The 20,056-nt window shown below is 74.8% G+C and carries 19 protein-coding genes; 7 read left to right on the forward strand and 12 right to left on the reverse strand.

All coding sequences use genetic code 11. The features are described from left to right. Positions 1 to 104 precede the first annotated feature (104 nt). Positions 105 to 1,328, forward strand: coding sequence for a pyridoxal phosphate-dependent aminotransferase (locus BGO37_RS05330; protein WP_291752886.1), 1,224 nt, complete (start codon positions 105 to 107; stop codon positions 1,326 to 1,328). 134 nt (positions 1,329 to 1,462) lie between these two features. Here BGO37_RS05330 and BGO37_RS05335 read toward each other — a convergent pair whose 3' ends face one another. Together BGO37_RS05335 and BGO37_RS05340 are read right to left on the reverse strand one after the other, a co-directional pair. Then, positions 1,463 to 1,963, reverse strand: a complete 501-nt coding sequence (locus tag BGO37_RS05335) for an HNH endonuclease signature motif containing protein (protein ID WP_291752888.1) — start codon at positions 1,961 to 1,963, stop codon at positions 1,463 to 1,465. 5 nt (positions 1,964 to 1,968) lie between these two features. After that, complete coding sequence (locus BGO37_RS05340) at positions 1,969 to 2,580, reverse strand: hypothetical protein (RefSeq protein WP_291752890.1); 612 nt, start codon at positions 2,578 to 2,580, stop codon at positions 1,969 to 1,971. 1,489 nt (positions 2,581 to 4,069) lie between these two features. On the opposite strand from BGO37_RS05340, the gene BGO37_RS05345 reads away from it, so the two are divergent. Continuing rightward, positions 4,070 to 5,005 (forward strand): alpha/beta fold hydrolase, encoded by a 936-nt coding sequence (locus tag BGO37_RS05345; protein ID WP_291752892.1) that lies wholly within the window; start codon positions 4,070 to 4,072, stop codon positions 5,003 to 5,005. A 7-nt stretch (positions 5,006 to 5,012) separates the two neighbouring features. Here BGO37_RS05345 and BGO37_RS05350 read toward each other — a convergent pair whose 3' ends face one another. Then, positions 5,013 to 6,755: a hypothetical protein gene (locus BGO37_RS05350; RefSeq protein ID WP_291752894.1), complete on the reverse strand. Its 1,743-nt coding sequence runs from the start codon at positions 6,753 to 6,755 to the stop codon at positions 5,013 to 5,015. 165 nt (positions 6,756 to 6,920) lie between these two features. Between BGO37_RS05350 and BGO37_RS05355 the strand changes: the two genes are divergently transcribed. From BGO37_RS05355 to BGO37_RS05375, 5 genes are all read left to right on the forward strand, one after another. Further along, positions 6,921 to 7,820, forward strand: a complete 900-nt coding sequence (locus tag BGO37_RS05355; protein ID WP_291752895.1) for an ABC transporter ATP-binding protein — start codon at positions 6,921 to 6,923, stop codon at positions 7,818 to 7,820. Further along, on the forward strand, positions 7,817 to 8,671 hold the full coding sequence (locus BGO37_RS05360) for an ABC transporter permease (RefSeq protein ID WP_291752896.1): 855 nt from the start codon (positions 7,817 to 7,819) through the stop codon (positions 8,669 to 8,671). Before BGO37_RS05355 ends, BGO37_RS05360 begins: the two co-directional genes overlap by 4 nt. Before the next feature lie 32 nt (positions 8,672 to 8,703). Next, the gene (locus BGO37_RS05365; protein WP_291752897.1) at positions 8,704 to 10,020 is read left to right on the forward strand and encodes a sensor histidine kinase; all 1,317 of its coding nucleotides are present in this window, start codon (positions 8,704 to 8,706) and stop codon (positions 10,018 to 10,020) included. Then, positions 10,017 to 10,643, forward strand: coding sequence for a response regulator transcription factor (locus BGO37_RS05370; RefSeq protein ID WP_291752899.1), 627 nt, complete (start codon positions 10,017 to 10,019; stop codon positions 10,641 to 10,643). Before BGO37_RS05365 ends, BGO37_RS05370 begins: the two co-directional genes overlap by 4 nt. 134 nt (positions 10,644 to 10,777) lie before the next feature. After that, positions 10,778 to 11,809, forward strand: a complete 1,032-nt coding sequence (locus BGO37_RS05375) for an adenosine deaminase (RefSeq protein ID WP_291752901.1) — start codon at positions 10,778 to 10,780, stop codon at positions 11,807 to 11,809. A 184-nt stretch (positions 11,810 to 11,993) separates the two neighbouring features. Here the strand turns inward: BGO37_RS05375 and BGO37_RS05380 are convergent, their stop codons facing one another. The 9 genes from BGO37_RS05380 to BGO37_RS05420 form a co-directional block, all read right to left on the reverse strand. Continuing rightward, on the reverse strand, positions 11,994 to 12,134 hold the full coding sequence (locus BGO37_RS05380) for a hypothetical protein (protein WP_291752902.1): 141 nt from the start codon (positions 12,132 to 12,134) through the stop codon (positions 11,994 to 11,996). A 51-nt stretch (positions 12,135 to 12,185) separates the two neighbouring features. Beyond that, a complete protein-coding gene (locus tag BGO37_RS05385; RefSeq protein WP_291752904.1) occupies positions 12,186 to 13,745 on the reverse strand; it encodes a phospholipase D-like domain-containing protein in 1,560 nt (519 codons plus the stop codon). A gap of 117 nt (positions 13,746 to 13,862) precedes the next feature. Continuing rightward, the gene (locus BGO37_RS05390; protein ID WP_291752906.1) at positions 13,863 to 14,948 is read right to left on the reverse strand and encodes a UDP-N-acetylmuramate dehydrogenase; all 1,086 of its coding nucleotides are present in this window, start codon (positions 14,946 to 14,948) and stop codon (positions 13,863 to 13,865) included. A gap of 20 nt (positions 14,949 to 14,968) precedes the next feature. After that, positions 14,969 to 15,796: a MurR/RpiR family transcriptional regulator gene (locus tag BGO37_RS05395; protein WP_291752908.1), complete on the reverse strand. Its 828-nt coding sequence runs from the start codon at positions 15,794 to 15,796 to the stop codon at positions 14,969 to 14,971. 13 nt (positions 15,797 to 15,809) lie between these two features. Further along, a complete protein-coding gene (gene phnE, locus BGO37_RS05400; RefSeq protein WP_291752910.1) occupies positions 15,810 to 16,652 on the reverse strand; it encodes a phosphonate ABC transporter, permease protein PhnE in 843 nt (280 codons plus the stop codon). After that, positions 16,649 to 17,443 carry a phosphonate ABC transporter, permease protein PhnE gene (gene phnE / locus BGO37_RS05405; RefSeq protein ID WP_291752912.1) on the reverse strand — a complete coding sequence of 265 codons (795 nt, stop codon included), beginning with the start codon at positions 17,441 to 17,443 and terminating at the stop codon, positions 16,649 to 16,651. Before phnE (BGO37_RS05405) ends, phnE (BGO37_RS05400) begins: the two co-directional genes overlap by 4 nt. Then, on the reverse strand, positions 17,440 to 18,267 hold the full coding sequence (gene phnC / locus BGO37_RS05410) for a phosphonate ABC transporter ATP-binding protein (protein ID WP_291752914.1): 828 nt from the start codon (positions 18,265 to 18,267) through the stop codon (positions 17,440 to 17,442). Before phnC ends, phnE (BGO37_RS05405) begins: the two co-directional genes overlap by 4 nt. Continuing rightward, a complete protein-coding gene (locus BGO37_RS05415) occupies positions 18,264 to 19,310 on the reverse strand; it encodes a phosphate/phosphite/phosphonate ABC transporter substrate-binding protein (RefSeq protein WP_291752916.1) in 1,047 nt (348 codons plus the stop codon). Before BGO37_RS05415 ends, phnC begins: the two co-directional genes overlap by 4 nt. Before the next feature lie 5 nt (positions 19,311 to 19,315). Continuing rightward, on the reverse strand, positions 19,316 to 20,026 hold the full coding sequence (locus BGO37_RS05420) for an HAD family hydrolase (RefSeq protein ID WP_291752918.1): 711 nt from the start codon (positions 20,024 to 20,026) through the stop codon (positions 19,316 to 19,318). Positions 20,027 to 20,056: the final 30 nt, after the last annotated feature.

Raw genomic sequence — 20,056 nt, forward strand, 5'->3', positions numbered from 1 at the left:
CGCCAGCATGGCGGACGTCAACCGCCGGTGGACAACCATACGCGACGGTCGCCCGGTGGTGAAACGCGGTTCCCCGCTCCGGGCCGGTGCGCGAGGATGGCGGGGTGACCCAGCAGCCTGCCGCATCGCGACCTCGTGTCTCCGCCCGGATCGGCGCCATCGCCCCGTCCGCGACCCTCGCCGTCGACGCCAAGGCGAAGGCGCTCAAGGCCGTCGGCCGGCCCGTGATCGGCTTCGGAGCGGGTGAGCCCGACTTCCCGACGCCGGCGGCCGTCGTCGAGGCCGCGGTGGCGGCCGCCACCGACCCGGCGAACCACAAGTACACCCCGGCGGCCGGTCTGCCGGCGCTGCAGCAGGCGATCGCCGCCAAGACGCTGCGCGACTCGGGCTACGAGATCAGCCCCTCGAACGTGCTCGTCACCAACGGCGGCAAGCAGGCCGTCTACCAGGCGTTCGCGACGATCGTCGACCCAGGCGACGAGGTGCTGCTGCCCGCTCCGTACTGGACCACGTACCCCGAGGCGATCCGACTGGCGGGCGGCATCCCGGTGGAGGTCTTCGCCGGGCCGGAGCAGGAGTACCTCGTCACGGTGGAGCAGCTCGAGGCCGCGCGCACGCCGCGCACCAAGGTGCTCCTGTTCTGCTCGCCGTCCAACCCGACGGGCGCCGTCTACTCCCCGTCGCAGACCGCGGAGATCGGCCGCTGGGCGGTGGAGCACGGGGTCTGGGTGATCACCGACGAGATCTACGAGCACCTGACGTACGACGACGCGGTGTTCACCCCCATCGTCAAGGCGGTCCCGGAGCTGGCGGACACCGCGATCGTCGTCAACGGCGTCGCCAAGACGTACGCGATGACCGGGTGGCGGGTCGGCTGGCTCGTCGGGCCCACCGACGTGGTCAAGGCCGCGACCAACCTGCAGTCCCACCTGACGTCGAACGTCGCCAACGTGTCCCAGCGCGCGGCGATCGCCGCGCTCACCGGCGACCTGTCGGCCGTGGCGATGATGCGCGAGGCGTTCGACCGGCGCCGCAGGACGATGGTCGGCCTGCTCGAGCAGATCGACGGCTTCGTCGTGCCGCGCCCGAAGGGCGCCTTCTACGCGTACCCGTCCGTCCAGGGCGTCCTGGGTAGGACGATCCGCGGCAAGGTCCCGACGACGTCCGCCGAGCTCGCCGCCCTCATCCTCGAGGAGGTCGAGGTGGCGGTGGTGCCGGGCGAGGCGTTCGGGCCGAGCGGCTTCCTGCGGCTGTCGTACGCGCTCGGGGACGACGACCTCGCCGAGGGTGTCGGCCGGATCGTCGACCTCATGGCGGAGGCGCGCTGACGGCCACCCCGGAGCTGGAGCCGACGAGGTCTGCGGGACCGCCGGCCGCAGGGCCGGGGCAGCTCACCGTCGCTGCAGGGTGACACGTCGCGGCGCCGCCCGTCCGACGCCGACCTGCTACTGCCGAGGCCCGCTCAGAAGGGTGGGTTGTCGGGGATCGCGTGGTGGTGGGTGTCGAGCTTTCGGGTGTGGCCGTTCTGGCCGGGGGTGACCCGGTAGGTCAGCCCGGCGGGGGTGTGCCATTCGAACACGCCGGGGGTGACCTGTCGCAGGGTGAAGCCGCCGTCGGTCTTCAGTCGGTGGCACCGGCTGGACAGCGGACCGAGATTGCCGGCCGACGTGGTGCCGGGCAGCGGGGAGCGGTTGGCGGGGGTGCCGTGGTACTCGGTGGTGTGGTCGAGGTCGCAGCGGTGCCCGGGCACACTGCAGCCGGGACCGGCGCAGACCTGGTCACGGGCCAGCACATGCTCGGCCAGGGCGGCGGGTGGCCGGTAGCGGGTGCGTCCGACGTCCAGCACGGTGCCGGTCACCGGGTCGGTGACGATGCGTCGCCAGGTTCCCCCGAGGGCCAGGGCACGGGCCTGCTCGGCAGGGATCGGTCCCAACCCGGCCAGCTCAGCCGGCTGGTCGTCCAACCCCATCAACGTGGACAAGGCGACGGTGACGTCGATGCGGACCTTGGGGATCCGGATCCCCGGCGCAGCCCGCCCCGGCGGACGCGGCCCACCGACCAATGAGCCTCCAGCGCCAGATCCGGCTCCCGGTCGGCGCCCTCCGATCGTGGGACGAGCGTGGCGCCCGAAGGGACGCTTCTGCTCGCCGCAACCGCATCGCCATCCGTGATGACCACACCGGCTGCCACCGTCTCGGGGTCCGTCCCTGCATCGCAGGTAATGCCCTCTGCCGGCCGATCGCTGTGCGCTTCACCGTGACGGGCGACGGGGCTGGTGCCTGCCGCACCGCGGCGCAACGTCTCGCCGAGTGCGCCGCTGGTCAGGGTGGCACCGGCGAGCAGGGCGGTGCCGGTGGCCGTGGCACCGGCGAGCATCGCGGTGCCGGTGGCCGTGGTGCCGGCGAGCAGGGCGGTGCCGGTGGCCGTGGTGCCGGCGAGCAGGGCGGTGCCGGTGGCTAGGTCGGTCAGGGTGTCGGCGCGCAGCTGGTCCAGGGTGCGCCGATCCCCAGCGGCGCGGGCCGCGCGGGCGGTGGCCTCCAGGCTGCCGTCGATCCGGGCCGCATCCGTGGCCGGGAGCACGGCCCACAGGCCCGCCATCCCATCCGGCAGCCGACGCGGATGGCACACGTGCCGGGCCGCCAACGCCTTGGCAGGCGTATCGCGGCATCCACCGGGTCGGCGGCCAGCAGGGCCCGGTCGATGTCGGCGGCCAGCTGCGTCGGGGTGCGCGTCGCGGCGCCTGCGGCAGCACCTGCTCCAGCACCGGCCAGGACAGCTGGTCGGGGCGGTCGTGCAGCCTGTCGGTCAGCACCCGCAGCTTGGCAAGATCCAGCAGGCCCTCGCGGACCGCGTCGGCCACCGGCAGCAGCACACCCGCCAACGCCCGCCCGTCGCGGACCAGCCGGTTGGCGGCCAGACGTGACCAGCCCAACCGCATCGCCAGCTCATCCCCAGCCACACACGTGCGCGACGGCACCGGCTGGCGCCACAACGGGTTCATCGACGCCCGCCGCGACAACTCCCCCGCGGCCAACGCACCCAGCAGGTGATCGAACGCGGCCTGCCGGGCGGCTGCCGCCACCGTCTCCACCAACAGCTCGTCATCCGCCGAGGACAAGTCCACCCGCTCCAACACACCCGCCAGTCCGGACCCGGGGGTCATCGCCGCCAGACACGACGCCGACAACCACACCGGCACACCAGCGACCTGCGCCGCGGACGACGCCCCGACCTGGGAGTCGACCGCTCCATCGCGCGCCGTGGACGACGGAACCTCAGCACGCGGGTCGCCTTCGGCGCCCGTCGCCGCGGACAGCGGCACCCCGGCCTGCGGCTCACGCCCGCGACCGGGCGCCGCGCCCAGCAACCGCTCCAGCTCCGGGTCGACCTCGACATCCGGCTCCGCACCGGTGTCGGCCGGGTCCCACCAGGCATCGCCCAGCGGATCGAACAGCCACGACCACTCGTCCACCGAAGGCTCGGCGGACCGCACAACGCTCTCGTCGTCGACGTTCGCGCCAGGGTCGCCGGACAGCAGCACACCGTCCCCGCCTACCCCGGTACGCGGGGCGTCGGACAGCGAAGCGCTGAGCCCGCGGACCCCCGCGCCCAGGTCGCCGGACCGCGAAGCGCTGCCCCCGACAACCTCCACGCCCGGCTCGTCGGACGACGCGACGGTGCGCTCTCCGACGGCATCCAGGCGTGCGAACATGTGTTCGATGATACGCCCACTCACCCCCATCTGTCCAGGTCAAAGGGGCAATTCGTCGTCCGCCGACGAACGAGCGGAGTCCCGGAACCTCACCCGCGAAGCCCGGCGCAGAACGGCACGAAAGCCGGCCGCCGCACGGCGAGCCGCACAAGCAGTCGACCGACGCGCCATCGACGCCGAGGCCGCGCCGTGGCCCACGGGCCGGGAGCGCCCCATGGCTGCAGCCCCTGGACCGGACGCTCGTCGGCCGAGGGCCCTGCAGCGACCGGTCGCTCGGCGCGGCAGGGAGCCTGTCCTTACCGGAGACGTCGCGAGGAGACTGGACGCGCCGACGCTCGGGGAGGAAGGGGCATCCCGATGGCCGTCTCGTCACGTCGCACCGCCCTGCTCGCGCTCGTCGCGCTCGGTGCGCTCGGAGCCGCCGTGGCGGCTCGCCGACTGGTCCGCGGCCGTCGCGACGCCTCCGTCGCGATGTCCCGCGGGGTGTTCGACGGCATGGGGTACACCGTGCTCGGGACGGGGCCGACGACCCTGCTCCACCTGCCGGGCGGACCCGGCTCCGACACCACGTCCGGCTCCGGGGCGCGGTTCACGGCGCGGCAGCTCGCGCCGTTCGCGGCCGCCGGCTACACGGTCTGGAACGTCGACCGTCGCCGCGACATGCCGGCCGGCCACAGCATCGCCGACATGGCCGACGACCACGCCGCCTTCATCCGGGCGAAGCTCGGCGGCCGGGCGGACGTGGTGCTGGGCAGGTCGTACGGCGGGCTCGTCGCCCTGTACCTCGCGGCCGACCATCCGGACCTGGTGGGCCGTCTCGTCCTCACGGCGTCCGCCGCGACGATCACCCCCTGGGGCAAGGACGTCGACCTCCGCTGGGCGAGGGCACGGGCCGAGCACCGGTACGCGGACGCCGGCGCGATCATGCTCGAGTACCCGCTGCCCGGGCGCGCGTGGGCGCCGGCGCGCCGCCGGCTCGGCCCCCTGGTCGGCCGCATGTTCGCCGACTCCGCAGTCCCCGACGGCGACCTGGTGGTCGAGGGCGAGGCCGAGGCGGCCTTCGACGCCCGCGACGTGCTCGGCCGCATCCAGGCCCCCGTGCTCGTCCTCAGCGGGACGAAGGACCGCTTCTTCCCGCCGACGATCGTCGAGGAGACCGCGGCGCTCATCCCCGACTGCACCGTGGTGCGCTACCCGGGTGGGCACCTCCGGGCGTCGATGAACGGGCACGCGGCCGACGACGTCGCGACGTGGGTCTCCGGCCGGCGGACGGCCGACAGCACGACGCCCTGAGGGCCTCCTACAGACCCGCCGGGGCGAGCGGCGACATGCCGCTCGGCAGCTGCTGCTGCAGCCACGCCGGGTCGTCGAGCTTCCCCTCGGCCTTCAGGCGCGCGGTGTTGTCGCTCAGCGTCCGCGTCCAGTCGGCGAACGTGCCGACGAGCGAGACGTACCAGCCGCCGTCCTCGTGGACCACAGTCAGCGCGGGATGTCCGAGGCCGAGCTCGCCCATCAGCGGGATGTCGCTGAGGCAGACGCCACCACCCGAACCGTCGGCGGCCGCCGTCTTGACGCAGTTGCCGTCGTACGAGAACGTGCCGGCGACGCCGTTCATGACGATCGAGTAGGCGAGGTTCGTCGGGACCACCGACGCCCGCTCGCCGTTCTGGTCGGCCACGTCGAAGTCGGAGCCGGTGAGGGTGAGCTCGGGGGCGCCGGAGCTCGCAGCACCAGCGTCGAGGGCGGGCTGCAGGTACACGGCCACGAAGCGCCGCTCCGCCAGCGGCAGCACCGAGACCAGCGGCCCGGAGTCGCCCTTGACCAGCGCGGGGATCGCGGCGGCCAGCTGCACGGCGGCGGCCGTCGGGTCGGCCGGGTGGGCGACGTCCTGCGCCCGCGGCATCGCGCCGCGCTGCACGCCCTCCGAGGCCGTGAGGTACTCCCCCAGGGTCATGAGCGGGCTGACGTACCAGCCGCGGCCCTCGTGCACCGTCACGAGGTAGGGCGCCGCGCCGTTCGCCGCCCAGTCGTGGGCGATGTCGACCGTGTACGGCAGCTTGCCGGTCAGCGCGTCGACCACCTGCTGACGCACCCCCGCCGGGTCGCTGCCGAGCACCGGGTTGCTGGTGCCGATCGCGGCCACCACGGCGTCCGCGATCTGCTGCGGGTCACCGTCGATCGTCAGCGTGCCACCGGTGATCGAGACCTTGCTGAGGCCGTCGTCGAGCCTCTCCTCGGTGGTCTGCAGGTTGTCGACCTTGACGGTCAGCGAGTCGAATGCCGTGAGGATGGCCTTCGACGCCGCCGGGTCCGGCGTGGCCGCCGTGTCGTGCTTCACGTCGGCGACCATCTGGCGGAACGGCTGCACCTCGGCCGGCGACAGCGAGCCGAGCAGGGCCAGGCCGTCCTTGTGCTGGACGCCGTCGAGGAACCGGTTCACCGCCGCCGTCGGGCTCGCGGGGGCGATGAGCTTGGCGCCGACGAAGAACCACCCGGCGGCCAGGCCGCCGGCGAGCGCCACGACGCCCAGGCCGACGCCGATCCACAGGCCGCGCCGCCGGCGCCGCGGCAGCGGCTCGAGCGGCCATGTCACGGAGCCGGACGGCCCGGCGGACGCGGACAGCGGGTACCCGGCTCCCACGGGTGCGGTCCCGAAGGGCGCCGCGGGCGGGGTCCCGAACGGCGCGCCGGCGCCGGCCGGGGTCCCGAACGTCGACGGACCGCCGGACGGCGGCGTCCCGTAGGGCGCCGCGCCGCCGCCGAGCGGGGTGCCGAACCGCGACTGAGGTGCACCCGACCAGCCCGCGCCGGGGCCCGGGTCCGCGGGCGTGCCGAACCGCGACGTCGCGCCGTACCCGGCCCCGCCGGGATACCCGGTTCCGTCGGGGTAGCCCGCCCCGCCGCCGTACCCGGCTCCGCCGGCGTACCCCGCAGGGCCGTCGCTGTGCGAGGCGGGGGGCGGTGTCGGCGCCTGCCCCGGCACGGCGAGCGGGTCGTCACCCGGCTCGGGCTTCGGCGACCACGTCCACGATCCGTTGCTCATGACCTTGCCCCCACGTCGGTCCAGCATCGTCGGGGGCACACACCCCCGACGAGCGTATCGGCAGGTCGGGAGCCGAGATTGACCATCCGTCCACCGATCGGTTGACGCCGGTGACCTCCGCTCGACCGTCGCGACGGGGGCCGCGTCCCCGGCAGGCTCGCTGCCATGAACCGAACCCCACGCGCGGTCGACGTGACCGGGCTGCACAAGCGCTACGGCGACAAGCTCGCCGTCGACGGGCTTGACCTGCACGTCGACGAAGGCGAGATCGTCGCCGTCCTCGGCCCCAACGGCGCGGGCAAGACCACCACCGTGGAGGTCCTGGAGGGCTACCGGCACCGCGACTCCGGCCGCGTCACCGTCCTCGGCGAGGACCCGCAGGCCGCCGGCCGCGCCTGGCGCGCCCGCGTCGGCATGGTGCTCCAGGACGTCGCGGTCGGCTCCGAGTCGACCGTCGAGGAGCTCGTCGCGCACTACGCGCTGTTCTACCCGGCGCCCCGCGACCCCGACGAGGTCATCGCCGCCGTCGGCCTGCAGGAGAAGCGGAAGTCGCGTGCCCGGCACCTCTCCGGCGGCCAGCGCCGCCGGCTGGACGTCGCCCTCGGCGTCGTCGGGCGCCCGGAGCTGCTGTTCCTCGACGAGCCCACCACGGGGTTCGACCCCGAGGCGCGGCACGCGTTCTGGGAGCTCATCGCCGGCCTGCGGGCCGACGGCACCACGATCCTGCTCACCACCCACTACCTCGACGAGGCCGAGCACCTGGCCGACCGCGTCGTCGTCGTGACCGGCGGTCACGTCGTGGCGGAGGGCAGCCCGGCGTCGCTCGGCGGCGCGGCCGCCCACCGGTCGCGCGTGCGCTGGCTGGAGGACGGCGAGCCGCGCGAGGTGTCCACCGACACCCCCACCCGCATCGTCGGCGACCTCGCCGCGCGGTTCGCAGCGCTGGGCCACGCCGAGGTCCCCGGGCTGCAGGTGCTGCGGCCCAGCCTGGAGGACGTCTACCTGGAGCTGGTCGGCACGGCCGGCCGCTCGTCGACCGCCGATCTCGAGGAGGCCCTGCGATGACCGCCGCGACCCTGCCCGCCACCGGACCCGTCCGGGCGCTGCCGTCCCCGCTCCGGCTGGGCCTGGCGCGCACCGCTCACGAGCTGCGGGTGTTCTCCCGCGAGCGCGACGCGGTGTTCTTCATCTTCCTGTACCCGATCCTCATGCTCGCGATCTTCGCCACGGTGTTCGGCAAGCAGGACCCCTTCAGCGGCACGGGCGTCGACGTGACGTTCCCGCAGTACTTCCTGCCCGGCATGATCGCCACCGGCGTCATGCTGTCGAGCTTCCAGTCCCTGGCGATCTTCATCGCGGTGGAGCGTGACGAGGGCGTGCTCAAGCGGCTGCGCGGCACGCCGCTGCCGGCCTCGTCGTACTTCCTCGGCAAGGTCGGGCAGGTGCTCGTCACCTCGCTCGTGCAGACCGGCCTCCTGCTCGTGGTGGCGGCGCTCATGTTCCACGTGCCGATGCCCACGGACGCCGGCCGCTGGTGGACCTTCGCCTGGGTGCTGGTGCTGGGCACGGCCGCCGGCTCGGTGTGCGGCGTCGCGTTCTCGTCGGTGCCGCGGTCCGGCAAGTCGGCCAGCGCCGTGGTGACGCCGATCGTGCTCGTGCTGCAGTTCATCTCCGGCGTCTTCTTCCAGTTCGACCAGCTGCCGCACTGGATGCAGGACGTCGCCTCGCTCTTCCCGCTGAAGTGGATGGCGCAGGGCATGCGCTCGGTGTTCCTGCCGGACGCGGCCGTGCGGTTCGTCGAGCCGAGCGGCTCGTGGCAGCACGGCGCGACCGCCGCGATCCTCGCCGCCTACCTCGTGGTCGGGCTGGTGCTCGGTGCCCGCACCTTCCGTTGGCTGCGTCGAGACGCCGGCTGACGGCGAGGGCGGGACGTGGCAGGGTCGGCGCCATGACGACGCGGCCGCGGGGCAACCGGTCGGAACGGGCGGAGTTCTGGGCCCGGTCGGTGCGCCTGTGGGACCGGTTCTTCTACGTCGCGATGGTGCTGGTGGCCGTGGCCACGCTCGTCACGGCCGGCGGCTCCCGCGCCCGGGTGGGGTCGCTGACGTGCGTCGCGCTCATCACCGTCGCCTACACGGTGGTCGGGCGGCGCGCGCTGGCCAGCGGCCGGCCCGGCATGGCGCACGTCTACCTCGCCCTCCTCGTGGCGCTCACCACGGTGCAGGTCGGGTGGGACAGCCTGGGGGCGGTGCTGCTGTTCGTCGCCTACTCGCAGATCTGGTTCTTCACCGATCGCCGGCTGCACGGCGTGCTGTGGACCGTGGCGCTCACCGTCGGGGTGGGCCTGCGGCTGGGGCTGGTCGCCGCGGCCCAGCACGCGAGCCTCGTCGGGCTCGCCGGGTCCATGGCGATCGCACTCGTCTTCTCCATCGCGCTGGGACTGTGGGTGACGCAGATGGCTGAGCAGACCGAGGTCCAGCGCCAGCTGGTGGCCCAGCTGCAGGCCGCGCAGGACGAGCTCGCCGCGACGCACCACGCGGCGGGCGTCACGGCGGAGCGGGAGCGCATGGCCCAGGAGATCCACGACACGCTGGCGCAGGGGTTCACGTCGGTCGTCATGCTCGCCCAGACCACGACGGCGGAGCTCGAGCGGGGGCACGACGAGGCCGCGCTGTCCCGGGTGGCGCAGATCGAGCAGGTCGCCCGGCAGAACCTCGCCGAGGCGCGAGCGCTCGTGGCGGCGTTCGGGCCGGCGGACCTGGCCGACGCGACGCTCGCCGAGGCGCTCGGCCGGCTGGCGGAGCGGTTCACGAGCCAGACGGGGGTGGCCGTGGCGCTGGTGCCGGGCACGACGGAGGCCGCGGCCGGGCTCTCGCGCGAGGCGCAGGTCGCGCTGCTGCGGGCCGCGCAGGAGTCGCTGGCCAACGTGCGCCGCCACGCCGGCGCGGCGCACGTCTCGCTCGGGGTGACGCGGGCGGACGACGAGGTGACGCTCGCCGTCGCCGACGACGGCCACGGCATCGCGGCGGGCGCCCCGGAGGGGCAGGGGCTGCGTGGCATGCGGGAGCGTGCCCGGGGGGCCGGGGGCAGCTTCACGGTGGACAGCACGCCGGGCGTCGGCACCACCCTGCGCCTCACGGTGCCGGTGGGCGCGGCCGCGGGCGACGGGGCGGCGCCGCGCGCAGGGGGCGCGACGCCGACGGGTCCCGACGACGCGGCGGCGGTGTGCCCGCAGCCGGCACGAACCGAGAGGGTGGCACCGTGACGATCCGCGTGCTCATCGCCGACGACCACCCGGTGGTGCGGTCGGGGCTGGCCGGCATGCTCGCCGTCGAGCCGGACGTCGAGGTGGTCGGCGAGGCGGCCGACGGCGCCGCCGCCGTGTCGATGGCGCGCAGCCTGACCCCGGACCTCGTCCTCATGGACCTGCGGATGCCCGTCCTCGACGGCGCGGCCGCCACGGCGCAGATCACCGAGGACCTGCCGGACGTCCACGTGCTGATCCTCACGACGTACGAGACGGACACCGACATCCTGCGGGCCGTGGAGGCCGGCGCCACGGGGTACCTGCTCAAGGACACGCCCCGTGACCAGCTCGTCGCGGGCGTGCGCGCCGCGGCACGCGGCGAGTCGGCGCTGTCGCCCTCCGTGGCGCGCCGGCTGGTGCAGCAGCTCCGCAGCGACGCCGACCGGCTGACGGCGCGGGAGCTCGAGGTGCTCTCGGGCGTGGCGCGCGGCCTCTCCAACGCGGCCATCGGACGCGAGCTGTACATCACCGAGGCGACCGTCAAGACGCACCTGCTCCGGGTGTTCGGCAAGCTCGGCGTCGACGACCGCACGCATGCGGTGACGGTCGCGATCCAGCGCGGCATCCTGGCAGGCCTGTAGCACCCGCGCGCTGCGGGCCCGACGCGCCCGGTCCCCGTCGTCAGGCGGCGGACCCGGCGCGAGAGGTGCACCGCTCGTCGGGAGGGCACGAGCCCGGTCCCGGGCGAGGGTGTTCGTCGCGCATACTGGCCGCCATGCAGCCGCCGCGTGACCTCGCCCGGCTGCCCAAGGCCCACCTGCACCTGCACTTCACCGGCTCGATGCGGGTGACGACGCTCGCCGAGATGGCCGCCGCCCGGCGCCTCGCCCTGCCGCAGGTGCTCCTCGACGCCCACCCGCTGCAGGTGCCCGGCGACGAGCGCGGCTGGTTCCGGTTCCAGCGGCTCTACGACGCGGCGCGGGCCTGCGTGCGCGGGGAGGGCGACCTGCGGCGCGTGGTCGACGAGGCCGCGGCCGACGACGCCGCCGAGGGATCGGGACGCCTGGAGATCCAGGTGGACCCGACGAGCTACGCGCCGTGGGTCGGCGGCATCACCCCGGCGCTGGAGATCGTGCTCGACGAGGCGCGGGCCGCCTCCACCCGGCACGGGCTCGAGGTCGGCGTCATCGTCGCGGCCTCCCGCCTGCGCCACCCGCTCGACGCCCGGACCCTGGCGCGCCTGGCGGCGCGCTACGCCGGCGACGGCCCGGGCGAGGTGGTGGGCTTCGGGCTGTCGAACGACGAGCGGCGCGGCGACACCGCGGCGTTCGCGCCCGCCTTCGCCATCGCGCGGCGCGCCGGGCTGGCGTCGGTGCCGCACGGCGGCGAGCTGCTGGGGCCGGCGCACGTGGCCGAGGTGCTCGACACCCTGGCGCCGGACCGGCTGGGCCACGGCATCCGCACCGCCGAGGACCCGGACCTGCTGCGACGGGCCGTCGACGCGGGCGTGGCGTTCGAGGTGTGCCCCTCGTCGAACGTCTCGCTGGGCGTCTACTGGTCGGCCGACGACGTGCCGCTGCGCACCCTCGTCGACGCCGGCGCCACCGTGGCGCTGGGCGCCGACGACCCCCTGCTGTTCCGTGCCCGGCTCGTCGACCAGTACAAGCAGGCCCGCTTCGTCCACGGGCTGCCCGACGAGGCGATCGCCGACCTGGCACGCGGCTCGATCCGCGCCAGCCGGGCCTCGTCGTCCACCAAGGCGACGCTCCTCGCGGGAGTCGACACCTGGCTGGCGACGCCCGCCTGACGCTCGTTGCCCGACCGCTCCGCCGCCAACCCGCCCGCCCGCTCGCCGACGTCGATACCTCCACGCCATGTCGATGGCTGTAACTGTCGACGCCGGCGGGAGCTATCGACCTCGCGCGGGGGTGGGGATGCGGGCCAGACCGCGCGCCGAGGTCGATACCGCCACGCGACGTCGATGGCCGCGCCTATCGACGCCGGCGGGAGCTATCGACCTCGCGTGGGCGGTAGGCCAGGCCGAACAGCCGTCGGTAGAACTCCGCCAGGAGGCGGGCATCGGTGGTGTCCAGCACCACCTGCCGGATGCGGGGGAACGTCGAGGCGGTCATGGGTCCTCCTTGTCGCGATTGTCCGACCCGACCCGGCGCGCCGCGACCGCCCTAGAAGCGGCGGGCGACCTGGTCGCCCAGGCGCCTGCCGTCGGGGTCGTACACCCACCGGTACAACGGCTCCGCCCACAGCCGGGTGTGCCAGGGCAGCCGCGGCGACCGGTAGGTGCGCAGCCGCCCGGGCGGTCGTGGTCCGCGTCGACCGCCGTCGTACCAGGCGTCCAGCGCGGCGGCGGCCTCGCGGAATGCGGCGAACCACGAGAGCGGGTCGTCGGGGACCTCAGGCGCCGCGAGGTGCTCGGCCGCCAGGCGCAGCCGCAGCGCGTGGGCCGTGCCGGACGTGGTGCGCTCGACGAACGCGGCCGACAGCTCGCTGTCGTGGGTCCACGACCGGCGGTTCGCGTTGTCCGACCCGACGCAGGCCCAGGCGTCGTCGACCACGCACACCTTCGCGTGCACGTAGATCGGCGTCCCGGCCTCGTTCTCCACGCCGTAGACCGCGACGCGGTCCCCACCCGCGCGTCGCAGCAGCTGCATCGCGTGCCACCGGCCCAGCTCCGTGGGGACCACGGCGTCGCGGCCGTCCTGGTCGCAGTGCAGCGGCACCACGACGACCAGCCGCAGGTCGGGCGCCCGCCGCAGCGCCGCCGCGAAGGCGGCCGCGACGTCGCGCGACCACAGGTACTGGTCTTCGAGGTAGACGAGCCGGCGCGCCCGGCGCAGCGCGGCGATGTACCCGCGGGCCACGGAGCGCTCCCCGCCGCGGGCGAACGGGTACCTCGGGACGCGCGGCGGGTACGTGCGCAGCAGCTGGACCGCGGCGGTGCCCCGCGGCGCGGGGTCGGGGTGCTGCGGCGGCAGCGGCCGCACCGGCGTGCGCCGCACCTGCGGCGGGTCGTCCAGCCGGCGCAGCGGGTTCAGCGTGAGCGGCGTGGTGTCGTCCCAGCGCTCGCGGAAGACGGCCTCGGCGTCGCCGACCGCGGGGCCGCGGATCTCGAGCTGGACGTCGTGCCACGGCGGGCGCGGGCCGTAGACCGCCGCCATGCGGACCGGCTGCGGGTCGCCGAGGTGCGCCTCGTCGTCCCGGCGGCTGTGGCACAGGTCGATGCCGCCGACGTAGGCGACGTCGTCCTGCGGCCGGTCGCGGTGGCGCAGCACGACGAGCTTCTGGTGGTGCGAGCCGAGCGGGCGCACCCGCATGTCGAGCAGGCACTGCCCGCCGGCCTCGTCGATCTCCTCGCCGAGGTGCCGGTTCTCGGCGGCGCTGAACCGGAACCGGTCCCAGTGCGAGCGCCACACGAGCCCGCGCACGTCGACGCCCCGGTCCGCGGCGGCGGCGAACACCCGGCCCACCTCGGTGCCGGGGCCGTCGAGGCGCTCGTCGGGGTCGCCGCGCCAGTCGGTGAACAGCAGCAGGTCACCGGGCCCCAGCGCGCGGACCGCCGCGAGCAGCGCCGTGAAGTACGTCGCACCGTGCACGAGCGGCGTCACCTGGTTGCCCTCGGTCCACGAGGAGCCGTCGGGGTGCCGGGAGTCGAGCGTGGTGTCCGGGTTGCCGCGGTCGCCCGGGGCGAGGAACCAGTGGGCCGGGCCGGCGGGTCGGGCCGTCACGACGCGTGGGCCCGCTCGACGCCGGCCAGCGGGATCGTCACGACCATCGCACACCTCCGCGGCCCGGACCGACCCGTGCATCACACCACCGCGCGCCAGCGCGCGCAGGTCGGGACGTCAGAGCGTGACGCCCACCAGCACGGGCTCGGGCTCGAGCCGGATGCCGAACCGGTCGGCCACGCCGTCGCGGATCGTGCGGGCCAGCGCGAGCAGGTCGTCCGTTGACGCGTCGCCCCGGTTCGTCAGCGCGAGCGTGTGCTTCGTCGACACGGTGGCCGGCCCGGGAGCGCCGAAGCCGCGGGCGAACCCCGCGTGCTCGATGAGCCACGCGGCGCTCGTCTTGACCAGGTCGTCGCCGGCCGGGTACCGCGGGGCCTCGTCGGGCAGCCCAGCCGACGCCGGGAGCACCGGGTTGGTGAAGAACGAGCCGGCGCTCCAGGTGTCGTGGTCCGCCGCGTCAAGCAGCATGCCCTTGCGCGACCGGAGCTCCAGCACGGCGGCCCGCACCTCGAGCAGCGGGGCGCGCTCCCCGACGGCGATCCCCAGGGTCCGGGCGAGCTCGGGGTAGGTGACGACGGCCGAGAGCGTGCCCTGCCGCAGCTGGAAGGCCACGTCGAGCACCACGTAGCGCGGCGTCGGCCCCCACGGCGCGCGCGGGTCGTCGTCGGACGCCCGCATCGAGCGCTTGAGCAGCGACGTCCGGTAGCCGAAGCGCAGGTCGTCGAGCGCCAGCGTGCGCACGCGGGCACGCGCGCGGTCCCAGACGCGCACCGACGCGATGGTCTGGGCCACCTCCTGGCCGTAGGCGCCGACGTTCTGCACCGGCGTCGCGCCGGTGCTCCCGGGGATGCCGGACAGCGCCTCGAGGCCGTACAGCCGATGGCTGGTCGCCTCCTCGACGACGGCGTCCCACGGCGTGCCGGCGGGCACCTGGTAGGTCACGCCCGCGCACGCCGAGTGGTCCGGCACGGCGATGCCGCTGCGGGTGTCGCGCACGACGAGCCCCGCGAACCCCTCGTCGGCCACGACGAGGTTGGAGCCGCCGCCCACCACCAGGAGCGGTTCGCCGGCCTCGTCGGCCGTGCGCACGGCGTCGACGAGCTCGGCCTCGGTGGTGGTCTCGACGTACCGGGCGGCCGGGCCGCCGAGCCGCAGCGTGGTGAGCGCGGACAGCGGCGGGGCGTCGGTCGCGGCGGCGGTCACGCCCCCAGGGTAGGCCGGGGCTACTCCCCCAGGCTCTCGCCGAGCGCGCTGAGCACCGCGTCGCGCGCGTCCGCCGACCGCCCGCCGCGACGGTCGACGAGCAGCTCGACCAGGTGCTCGAGGACCAGCCCGAGCGCCGCGCGCGAGGTGTGCAGCAGCTCGTCGCGGAACGTCCCGGTGACGGGCGGCACCACCAGCGCGACGTCCGCGAGCGCGACGAGCGGGGCATGGGCGAACGACGTGACGGCGAGCACGCGCGCGCCGGCGCCGCGAGCCGCCGTCGCGGCCGCGAGCGTGGGCCGGCTCGTTCCCGAGCCGGACAGGGCCAGGCACACCGAGCCGGCCGACAGCTGGCGCGCCGCGATCTGCTGCGCGAGCGTGTCCGGCAGGAACTCGCAGGGCCGGCCCGCCGAGCCCAGGCGCATCGCGACGTCCAGGCCGAGCGGCGTGGACAGCCCGCTCGCGGCGATGACCACGCGGTCGGCCTCGTCGAGCGCCGTGACGAAGCCCGTCACGGCCTCCTCCGTCAGGGCGGCGGTGACGCGCGGCAGGCTGCGCGCGAACGCGTCGATGCCGGCGCGGAGCGCGCCGACCGCGGTGCCGTCCCCGTCCTCGTCGGCCGGCGCCGGGGTGAACGCCAGCTCGCGGGCCACGGCCACGCGCAGCTGCGGGTAGCCCTCGTAGCCCAGCGTCCGTGCCGTGCGCACCACCGAGGCCCGGCCGACGCCGACGAGGTCCGCCAGCTGCTGCGCGGTGCACTCCACCGACCCGGCGAGGTCGGCCGCGATCGTGTCCGCGACGCGGCGCTCGCTCGGCTGCAGCGACGGGGCGAGCGCGGCGATGCGCACCGACGGGGGCGCGTCAGACGGTCCGGTCCACGACACGCGTGCGAGCCCCTCCCATGATGCGCCGCCGGATGGCCCCGGAGGCCGCGTCGATGAGCATCGTCACCACGACCACCACGATGACGAGCACGCCCACGGCGTCCCACTGACGGTACTGGGTGTACCCCGTGAGCAGGTCACCGACGCCGCCCACGCCGATGAGCCCGAGGATCGCCGACGTCCGGACGTTGATCTCGAACCGGTAGAGCGCGAGCGACATGAGCTCCGGGGCGGCGGCCGGCCACAGCCCCCAGCGGGCCACCTCGAGCAGCGAGCCGCCCGCGGCCCGGACCGCCTCGGCGGTGCCGGTGGGCACCGCCTCGATGGTCTCGTACGTCCACTTGCCGTGCGTGCCGATGCCGCCGATGGTCAGCGCGAGCGCCCCGGTGAACGGCGTGAGGCCGGTGACCGTGAGGATGACGATCGCGATGATGACCTCGGGAACCGCGCGCAGCACCGCGAAGAGCCCGCGCAGCGGCAGCCGCACCCACAGCGGGCTGACGCCCTGAGCGGCCGGGATGCCGAGGATGGTCGAGACCACGACGCCGAGCAGCGCGCCGACCCACGCCATCTGGACCGACACCCACGTCTGCTGCAGCGCGTACGGCAGCTTGGCCCAGTTGGGGTGCGCGAACATGAGCACCAGGTAGTGGCCCAGCGCGCCCGGCAGCGCGGCGAGGTCCGACCAGCCGATGCGCAGGTGCACCAGCGCGGCGAGCACCACGGCGCCGGCGACGAGCTGCGCCGCCCGCACGGGCAGGCGCGAGGGGCGCGCGGGGGCGGCGACGACCCGCGTGGTCGCGGGCAGGGTGGCGGTCATCGCAGCCTCTTGCGCAGCACGTTGGAGGCCACCTCGATGGCGATGACGACGACGAGGATCTCCAGGATGATCACGGCGAGCGCGCCGTACCGGTAGAAGCCGCGGACCTCGTCGATGAGGCGCCCGATGCCGCCCGCGCCGACCAGCCCGAGCACCGCGGAGATGCGCACGTTGAGCTCGAGCGAGTAGAGCACCTGGCTGCCGTAGGCGGGCCAGGCCTGCGGTGCGGCGGTCAGCCGGTTGATCTGGGTCTGCGTCCCGCCGGCGGCGTGCCCCGCCTCCATGTACGACGAGTCGGCCGAGTCGATCGCCTCCGACACGAGCTTGACCACGACGCCGAGGTCGAACAGGACGAGCGTGAGGACGCCCGGCAGCGCGCCGACGCCGACCATCGCGACCAGCAGCGTCGCGTAGACGAGGTCGGGGACCGAGCGCACCACGTTGAGCACGGCCCGGACGGCGCGGCGGGACGGCCCCGGGTTCGTCGGGCGCGCGGCCCACAGGGACAGCGGCAGCGCCAGCGCCGCGGCCACCGCGGCGCCGACCACCGCCATCTCGAGGGTCTCGAGCAGCGGCTTGGCCGTGCGCGGCAGGATCGAGAAGTCCAGCTGCGCCATCTGCGCGAGGTGGTGCGCGCCGTAGTGCCAGTTGCGGGCGATCGCGCCGAGGTCGACCCGGATGCCGCCGAGCGCGGGCGTCACGGTGACGGCCGTGATCGCCGCGATCACCGCGACGACGGCGGCGACCCGCGGCCACGACCGCGGGCGGCGCGGCACGGGCAGCGAGGTCATGACGAGCGCTCGAGGGTGTCGCGGGCCTGGATCGGCCGGCCGTAGATCTCCTCGAACACGGCGTCGTCCGCGGGCGCGGCCGGGCCGTCGTAGACGAGCTCGCCGCCCCGCAGGCCGATCATGCGCGTGGTGTACTGCCGCGCCAGGTCCATGAGGTGCAGGTTGACCAGCACGGTCAGGCCCCGCTCGGAGTTGATGCGGCGCAGGTCGGACATGACGGCGTGGGCCGTCGGCGGGTCGAGGCTCGCCACGGGCTCGTCGGCCAGCATGACCCGGGGCTCCTGGCTCAGGGCCCGCGCGATGGCCACGCGCTGCTTCTGACCTCCGGACAGGGCGCCGGCGCGGCCCCACACCTTCTCGAGCATGCCCACCGAGTCGAGCGCGGCCATGACGACGTCGCGGTCGTCGTGCCCGACGAGGCCCAGCAGGGTGCGCCAGGTCGGCGTGTGCGAGAACCGGCCGACGAGGACGTTGTTGTAGACGCTCGTGCGGTCGGCGAGGTTGAAGCCCTGGAAGATCATGCCGACGCTGCCGCGCAGCTGCCGCAGCCGCCGGCCTCGCAGCTCGTCGACCGCGTACGGCCCCACCTCGACGTGGCCGGACGTGACGGGGACCAGGCCGTTGAGCGTGCGGATGAGCGTCGACTTGCCCGACCCGGACAGGCCGACGACCGAGACCATCTCGCCCGGCGCCACGGACAGCGACACGTTGCGCAGCGCGACGGTGCCGTTGGGGTAGCGCACAGTGACGTCGCTCAGGCGCAGGGGCCACGGCCCGGAGGCGGCCTGCGCCGCCCCCGGGGCCGTGGCGAGCCGCTCGGTCACTGGCCCGAGAAGCGCTTGTTGACCTGGCGCGCCACGTCGATCGCGGCGGGGTCGGCCGGCACCCAGGCCGTCTGGCTGAAGATGTTCTTCAGCGTCGTCGGGTCGACCTTGTCGTACCCGGCCATGAGCGTGGTGATCTTCGCCCGCAGGTCGGCGGGCAGGTCCCTGCCGAGCACCACGCCGCCGTTGGGGTACATCTGCGACAGGCCGAACACCACGACCTTGTCGCCGAGGTCCGGGGCCTCCGACGCCTTGACCGCCGAGCGGGCGTCCCAGTAGGCGAAGCCGACCTCGGCGTCGCCCTTGTAGACGGCCATGACGAGGTTGTCGTTGCCGGTGACGGGGACCTGGGTCAGGTCGTCCACCTTGATGCCCTGGGACTCCAGCGCGAGCACCGGCAGCTGGTAGCCGGCCGGGGAGGTGGTGTTGCCGAACGCCACCTTGGTTCCGGGCGTGATCTTCTTCAGCGCGTCCACGGCGACCGGGCCGACACCCGTGTTCTTGGCGCCGTCGGCGACGCCGTTGCAGTACAGGTAGCTGGCGCCGTTGGCCGCGTACGTCGCCTTGACCGGGGCGTCGGTGCAGTACTTGCTCGCGTGCGCGATGTTCGTGAAGAACTCCGACGCGTACGACGAGGCGCCGAAGCGGACGTCCTGCAGCACCGGGTAGGCACCGCACTGGTCCTGCGCCGCGGCGAGGGAGCCGGCGTCGGCGATGGCGATCTGCGCCTGCCCGGCGCAGACGGCCTCGACGGCGGCCTGGTAGTCCTTCGTCACCACGCCGGTGACCGTGACGCCGAGCTGCTGGGACAGGTAGTCGGTCAGCGGCTTCGCCGAGGTGACCAGGTCGTTGACCTGCTCGTTGGGGATCAGGGCGAGCGTGAGCTGCTTGGGCCACGACGACTGCGAGGGCTGCGTGGACTGCGTGGACTGCGTGGAGCCCGCGGTCCCCGTCGCGGCGGCGTTCGAGGGCGTGCTGCTGCAGGCCGCGAGGGCGACGACCGCCAGGGCGAGAGCACCCGGCGCGAACAGGGTCTTGCGCATGTCAGTCATGCCTTTCGAGGGAGGGGATCGACGCCGGCGGGCGCCGACGGTCCTGGTGCCGCGTGCGCGGCCCAAGTCTGGATGTCGCCGTACAGGTCGGCGAGCCCGGCGCCCCGCAGCGTGGGGCGCACGTCGGGGCGGCCGGCGCTGGGGCCGACGAGGGCGGTGGCGGCGCCCAGCTCGTCGGCCGCGGCGAGGTCGTAGGCCCAGATGTCGCCGACCGACAGGACGGGGCCGTCGGCCAGGTAGCGGGCGACGACGGCGGCCAGGCCCCTCGGCTTGCCGATGGCGAAGTGCCGCTCGGTCACGTGCTCGGCGGCGCCGATCGCCGCGAGCACGCGGTCGACGCCGGTGGCCGGGGCGTTGGTCGCCAGCGCGAGGCGCGCGAGGGGGGTGAGCTCGGCCAGGAAGCCCGCGAGGCCGGGCGGCCCCGCGACGGGCGCGGCCGGCGTGCCCAGATCGTGACGGCTCGCCTGGTAGGCCTCTTCGAGGACCGCCGCGGGCACGGCGTGGGCGAGGGCCACGTGGCGCACGGCGTCGTAGCCGTCGAGGTAGCCCGCCTCGCCCGCCTCGAGGCGGTCGAGCGCGGCGAGGGCCGCCGGGACGAGCTCCTCGTCGCCGGTGGCGGCGGCCACGTGCCGCGCGTACGCGAGCACCGGTCCGCGCCCCAGCGCGAGGGTCCCGTCGAAGTCGAAGACGACGGTCGGCAGCCGCATCGGCCCGCCCTTCCTGTGGACAATGCGGCC

The organism is Cellulomonas sp. 73-92 (assembly GCF_001898175.1).
Lineage (GTDB): Bacteria > Actinomycetota > Actinomycetes > Actinomycetales > Cellulomonadaceae > Cellulomonas.